Below are 6,072 nucleotides of genomic sequence, written 5' to 3' on the forward strand. Positions count from 1 at the left end.
CGCCAATGACGGAACCAGCGCCTACGAGCTGATGGCCGGGCTTTTCCGTGTCCGTTGCCTCAATTCCTTGGTGACGCAGACCGGCACCATCGATGCCATCAAGGTCCGTCATTCCGGTGACGTCCAACACAAGGTCATCGAGGGCACCTATCGCGTTCTCGGCGAGGCTGAGCGAACCCTTGCCGCCCCGCAGGACTGGTCGACCATGCGGATGAACCATGAGGAGGCGGGCATTCTTGCGGATGCCGCCCATGTTCTCCGCTTTGGAGACAACGAAGGCGAGACGACCACGCCCATCAGAGCGGAGCAGTTGCTTGTGCCCCGCCGCCACGACGACCGCGCCAATGATCTATGGACCGTCTGGAATGTGGTTCAGGAGAACGCCATTAAGGGCGGATTGCGCGGCGTCGGCCGTGACGATCTCGGAAGGCCCCGTCGTGTAAAGTCCCGCGCCGTTAATGGGATCGATCAGGATATCAAGCTCAACAAAGCCCTTTGGCTGCTCGGCGAAAGGATGGCGGCGCTGAAGGCGTGAGCAGGCAATCAGGTGCGCCGCCGAAAGAGGTGGCGCATCGCCCAGCGCTCGGAAATCCGTCCGTTCGAAGGAAGCATCATGACGACCAAACTTCGCACCCTCACCCCTGAAGAGCACGCCACCCTTCAGGCTTACGCGCTCGAAAACGGTCGCCGTTGGAAATCCAAACTCCGCGAGGACTGGATGAATGCTCGTACCACCGGCATCCTGCAGGTGCTTCGCAATTCGCACGGCCCTAGCTGGCTGGTGTCCTACTCCCAGACGAAGCGATCACCGCCATCCGAAGGCCAGTAGCCAGTGATCCCCGTGACGGCCGACAAGCGCGTGAGCGTCCGCTTCTCCCGGTCAGGAAATATCGGGAATCCGGTCCGCGATTTTCAGGAGATAGTCGTCGATCGCCTCCTCGATGTAGCTGTTGAACTTGCGGCGCTCGACGGCCGAGAGGATCTTCAACGTCTTGTGGACCTCGGCACGAATATGGATTCCGGTGGTGACCTTTTCGGTGTCGCGAAAGCGCTTTCCGGCGATCGGATCGCGGCTTTCGCCTTTGGCAACCAGGTCGCGGAACTGGGTTCGGCCGCCATCGTCGGGCCTTATCAGCGCAGGGGAGGCGGCCGGTTTTTCGCGCACGGATGGACGCTCGCGGCCAGTCGAAATCAGCCCAAGGACGAGATTCTTGCTGTCCGATCCTTCGCTCATAGCTGAGCCTCCTTCGCGGTCGATCTATAGAGAGCGAGGAGTTCGCCAAGCAGCGTTTCCATTTCTGCGATCGCCTTCGGATCCGACCTCGCCGTGGTCTGCAGCGTTCCGGCCGCGCCAATCGATTGATAGGAGGCGCGCCGCGCTATTGGCTGGGATGCGAGGGCGACCCCACTTTCCCGCAGGATTTCGCGTAGCGGTTCGTGYGCCTTTGCCCGGCCGGTGACGAGATCGTGCTGGTTGATGACGATCATCGCCGCGAGCTTGCGCTTCTGATCCTCCTCGACCACGGGGATGTGATTGAGCGCGAGTTGCATACCGGCGACGACGTCGTCCTGGGTCGTCTGCAGCGGGATCAGAACGATATCGGCGCAGTAGAGGCCGGCGAACAAGTTCTCGTTCGTCGTTCCCTCGATGTCGATGAAGACGACTTTGCCCTGGTGTTGGCGNGGGATCAGAACGATATCGGCGCAGTAGAGGCCGGCGAACAAGTTCTCGTTCGTCGTTCCCTCGATGTCGATGAAGACGACTTTGCCCTGGTGTTGGCGATCGATCGCCATTTTGTAGATGCGGTTCGGATCGAGGCAGCTTTCCGCTTCCAGGCGCTCCGGCCAGACATTCATCTGTTTCGACATCGTGACCCAGCGCATCGTGTTGGCGCGGCTATCGGCRTCGATCAGAAACACGTCATTGCCCGCATGGGCTGCCGTCCCCGAWAGCGCGCGAACGAGCGTGGTCTTCCCGGTTCCGCCCTTCGGGTTGGCGATAGTGACGATCATGGTGGCTCCTTCAGTTCAAGGATAAATTATAATTAATTACAAAAGTCGCCTTTCGCAACGTAATTATTGCCCGTTGCTCGTTCACCATTGATGATTGATGACCGATGATTGCCCGCTGACGACGGGTAATGGTCAATAGGCAATCAACAATGTGGCCATTAATGATGAACAACATGTGCACTGCTAATTGTTGATTATCAACGGATGAATAACCAGTTGCCAGCGCTGCAAGTGGGKATGAGCGCGTTAACAACGGGTAATTGTTCGCGCCGGAGTTTGTCGGTTCGCGCCAATCGGCCGAGGTGGTCGGATCGAGATCGTCGGTATCTGCGGATGAGGTGGTCGGATCGAGATCGTCGGTATCTGCGGATTGAGATTGATAATAAATTATAGTTGTCTCTTCTGTGGCAGGATAGTCAAGTTTGTGGTACAAACTCGACGTTGCCCCGCCTCCGGCAGGGCCGTGGTTCGCGCCTCTGGCGCTCCGGGTCGCCTCCGGCAACCTGACAAGCGGGAAGGAAACAATGCGGAGCGAGGTGATTAGGGTCCGTTTGCAGCCGGAGGAGCGCGAGGCGCTTGCCGTGTTGTGCGGAGAAGACCGCACCGCCAGCGACGTGATCCGGCTGCTGTTTCGCGATCAGGCGGGCCTTCCGCTTCCGGTTGGATCGTCCGAGGCAGACGCGCTGCGCGACACCAATGAGGAGCTGCGGCGGATCGGTATCAATCTCAACCAGGCGGTCCGNGGGCCTTCCGCTTCCGGTTGGATCGTCCGAGGCAGACGCGCTGCGCGACACCAATGAGGAGCTGCGGCGGATCGGTATCAATCTCAACCAGGCGGTCCGGGCCATGAATGAGGGGCGCGTCGCCTATGAACCGGATCTCGACGCGGCGCTGCGCACTCTTCTCGACGGCCTGTTTCGGCTGCGGGCCGACGTCGACCTGATGCTGCGGATCAGCTGTGGGGAGCGGAGGGGGACTGGCCGTGGCGCATGATTGGTCCGGGCTGCTCGGCGCGATCGAGACCTATACCGTCCGTCGAGCATCGTCGCTGATTGACGAGGATGAGGAATCGCGCCGGCGGCGCGCGATCGGTATCGCGATGTCGGGGCAGGCTCCGCAGGAGCGCTTTGTACCGTCTGGCATTGCGAGCAAGACACGTCGAGGTCCGATATCGCCGAACGAGCCGACGATCGCGTCGATCCTGCAGGTGTCCCAGGCATCGCAGCGAGGTGTCATCGCGCTCGTCGTTGCCTTGGGTGCTGGCCGCAATCTGGATGACGAAGATGAATTGAAGAAGTCGGCCGGCGGGGGAGGGGGCGCAGGCCTTTCCGCGCCTCGCATGGCTCAGCCGATCTCCACCCGCCGCGCCGCAACGGGTAGATCCTCAGCGGAAACCGCGAGCCGTGCAGCGATTGCCGCCGGTGCACAGCCGGTCGTGATCAAGGTGACGTCGACGGTATCGAGCCGGGCTTCGGCCGCCGGCCTGATGACCTATCTCGGAACGCGCGAAGTCGAGAAGGAAAACGGCGACAGGGGCAAGGTCGATATCCCGATCTACGATCAGGATGGCCTCGCGGTCGCAAGCCGCGAGGACCGGGCCGCGGCGCTGGCCGAATGGGGCGCGGAATTCCGTAACGCCTATGCGGTCAACGCGCTGGCCACATTTTCCTTTACCGTCGCCGATACGGTCGACGATACCGCACTTCACGACGCCCTGAACGCCGCCTTTGGATCAAAGCCTTTCCTCTATTCTCGGCATCCGGATGGCAAGGTCTCGGTCTACGCGGTGACAGACCTGCCGGCGAAGAAGATCGCGGATGCGCTGAGGGCCCGCGAGAAGGGGGAAGGCCCGGCACGCGCTGTCGAAAATGCGGAGGCCAGTTTTGCACGCCGATTGGCCGACGCTGGAGTGACGGCCGAGGTGCGTATTCTCGGCGCCGCCGTCTCCGAAAAGTCCGGCCGCTACTTCCTCGAAAAGTTCCTGCGCAACGAGAACAGCATCACCACCAGCGCCGGCGATCCGATCAAGCGCGGTTCGAGCGTCAAGGAAAAGGCGGATAGGATTTGGCGGGACTGGTCATCCCACATTCGCACCGTCGAGCCACGTAATGCTTTCCATGTCATCTTCTCGGCGCGGGCCGGAACCGATCCGGAAGCGATGCAGCGGGCCGTGCGGGATTTTCTGAGCGAGCAGGTCGCCGGGCACAAGTGGATCACCGCTCATCATCCGGATACCGGCCATGTGCATGTCCATGCGATGATCTCGGCGCGAGACGACATCGGCAAGGCGCTGCGCCTCACCAAGCCGGAACTCTACGAATGGCGCGAGCGGTTCGCGGCCAAGGCACGCGAACAGGGCATCGCCATGGTCGCCACGCGGCGCGCGGATGTGGCGGCTACCCGATCATACAGCCAGGCGCAAGCCGGCGCCTATGAGCGCGCCAAGACCAATTCGCGTTACTTAAAAACCTCATCTGTCGTCAAACGTGTCGAGCGCAAGCGCGCCGGCGTCGTGGATCCCGCCTCCTTGACAAATAGAAACCTCGCGCTTGCTCCAAAATGGCAGGCAACCGCAAACGCCTTGAAGAAGGCCGGCGCGGAGCCGTCGGTGATCGCGGCGGCCGACCGGTTCGCAGCCGCGGCGGCCGGACAAGCTGCGCAGCCAGCGCCGCGCCACGCTAACGGCTTTGCTCTCCTTCGTCTGGAGACGGAGGAGGTCGCTGACCGCGACGCGATGATTGAGANAAATGGCAGGCAACCGCAAACGCCTTGAAGAAGGCCGGCGCGGAGCCGTCGGTGATCGCGGCGGCCGACCGGTTCGCAGCCGCGGCGGCCGGACAAGCTGCGCAGCCARCGCCGCGCCACGCTRMCGGCTTTGCTCTCCTTCGTCTGGAGACGGAGGAGGTCGCTGACCGCGACGCGATGATTGAGATCGTCCAGCGGGTGGCCGGCGTCGATAGCAACTTCGTTTCGGCCGGCGGCAAGACAATTTATGTGCTGGCGCCCACAACGGCGAGCGTCAGCAAAATAGAGCGCGAACTCGCCAAGCAGAACGACGAGTTTGACCCGGGCGGAGAGACGCTGTCCGTCGTCAGGGATTTCGAGGCGCGGATGCTCAAGCTGGGGNCGCAGCCGCGGCGGCCGGACAAGCTGCGCAGCCAGCGCCGCGCCACGCTAACGGCTTTGCTCTCCTTCGTCTGGAGACGGAGGAGGTCGCTGACCGCGACGCGATGATTGAGATCGTCCAGCGGGTGGCCGGCGTCGATAGCAACTTCGTTTCGGCCGGYGGCAAGACAATTTATGTGCTGGCGCCCACAACGGCGAGCGTCAGCAAAATAGAGCGCGAACTCGCCAAGCAGAACGACGAGTTTGACCCGGGCGGAGAGACGCTGTCCGTCGTCAGGGATTTCGAGGCGCGGATGCTCAAGCTGGGGMTGCGTTCTGACGTAATCATTGAGGCGGTGGGCTCCTCGAAGGAGGGTTCACCGTCGCCCTGGCTTCAAAAGCGGTTTGAAGCCTTTGCGCAGCGATCCGGCGCGCCGTCGAACGAGCCGTCGGCGGCACTCAAGACTCTCATCGCAAACATTCAACAGCAGAAGGAAAAGACCATGCCCCTATCGCTGGAACAGTTCGACGAGCGCGTGTGGCGGGCGAACAAATCGATGGACCGCCTCGAGACCATGGTCGACAGTAGTGCGGAGCGCCAGGCCGTCGAGGAGATGCGNCAGTTCGACGAGCGCGTGTGGCGGGCGAACAAATCGATGGACCGCCTCGAGACCATGGTCGACAGTAGTGCGGAGCGCCAGGCCGTCGAGGAGATGCGCAAGGAAATCTCCGCGCTCTTTGCCGAGCAGCGCCGTGACATCCAGATGCAGCAGATGCAATCGGTCGCTGACACCGCAGGGGGAGGGGGCACACCGCCGGCCGCCCGCGCCGACGAGGCGCGCACCCAGGACCGGGCCGCGCCGCCGACCGTCGATCCTGCTATAGCCGCCCAGCAGCAGGCAATTGCCGCCGGTCGTGCCGCTCGTGCGGCGCGGGAACAGGCTGCCACTGCCA

General features: G+C 62.4%; 6 protein-coding genes. 3 read left to right on the forward strand and 3 right to left on the reverse strand.

What is annotated here, in order from left to right; translation table 11 throughout:
• Together ASD03_RS31135 and ASD03_RS31140 are read left to right on the forward strand one after the other, a co-directional pair.
• Positions 1-535: DUF932 domain-containing protein (locus ASD03_RS31135; RefSeq protein ID WP_156408101.1), on the forward strand; the 535-nt coding region annotated here is incomplete at its 5' end.
• Positions 536-613: 78 nt separating this feature from the next.
• On the forward strand, positions 614-829 hold the full coding sequence (locus ASD03_RS31140) for a hypothetical protein (RefSeq protein WP_063997119.1): 216 nt from the start codon (positions 614-616) through the stop codon (positions 827-829).
• A 51-nt stretch (positions 830-880) separates the two neighbouring features.
• Here ASD03_RS31140 and ASD03_RS31145 read toward each other — a convergent pair whose 3' ends face one another.
• The 3 genes from ASD03_RS31145 to ASD03_RS39490 all read right to left on the reverse strand — a co-directional run bounded on the left by ASD03_RS31145 (position 881) and on the right by ASD03_RS39490 (position 2,446).
• A complete protein-coding gene (locus tag ASD03_RS31145; protein WP_057217995.1) occupies positions 881-1,234 on the reverse strand; it encodes a hypothetical protein in 354 nt (117 codons plus the stop codon).
• Positions 1,231-1,683 (reverse strand): hypothetical protein (locus tag ASD03_RS40865; RefSeq protein ID WP_244494717.1); only part of this gene is annotated, 453 nt, incomplete at its 5' end. The genes ASD03_RS40865 and ASD03_RS31145, both read right to left, overlap by 4 nt.
• Before the next feature lie 340 nt (positions 1,684-2,023).
• On the reverse strand, positions 2,024-2,446 hold the full coding sequence (locus ASD03_RS39490) for a hypothetical protein (protein WP_156408102.1): 423 nt from the start codon (positions 2,444-2,446) through the stop codon (positions 2,024-2,026).
• Positions 2,447-4,782: 2,336 nt separating this feature from the next.
• On the opposite strand from ASD03_RS39490, the gene ASD03_RS31165 reads away from it, so the two are divergent.
• Positions 4,783-5,139, forward strand: a 357-nt coding sequence (locus ASD03_RS31165) for a hypothetical protein (protein WP_210177780.1), incomplete at its 3' end; no start/stop codon positions are given.
• Positions 5,140-6,072 lie beyond the last annotated feature (933 nt).

The organism is Ensifer sp. Root127, assembly GCF_001425225.1.
Classification (GTDB): domain Bacteria; phylum Pseudomonadota; class Alphaproteobacteria; order Rhizobiales; family Rhizobiaceae; genus Ensifer; species Ensifer canadensis.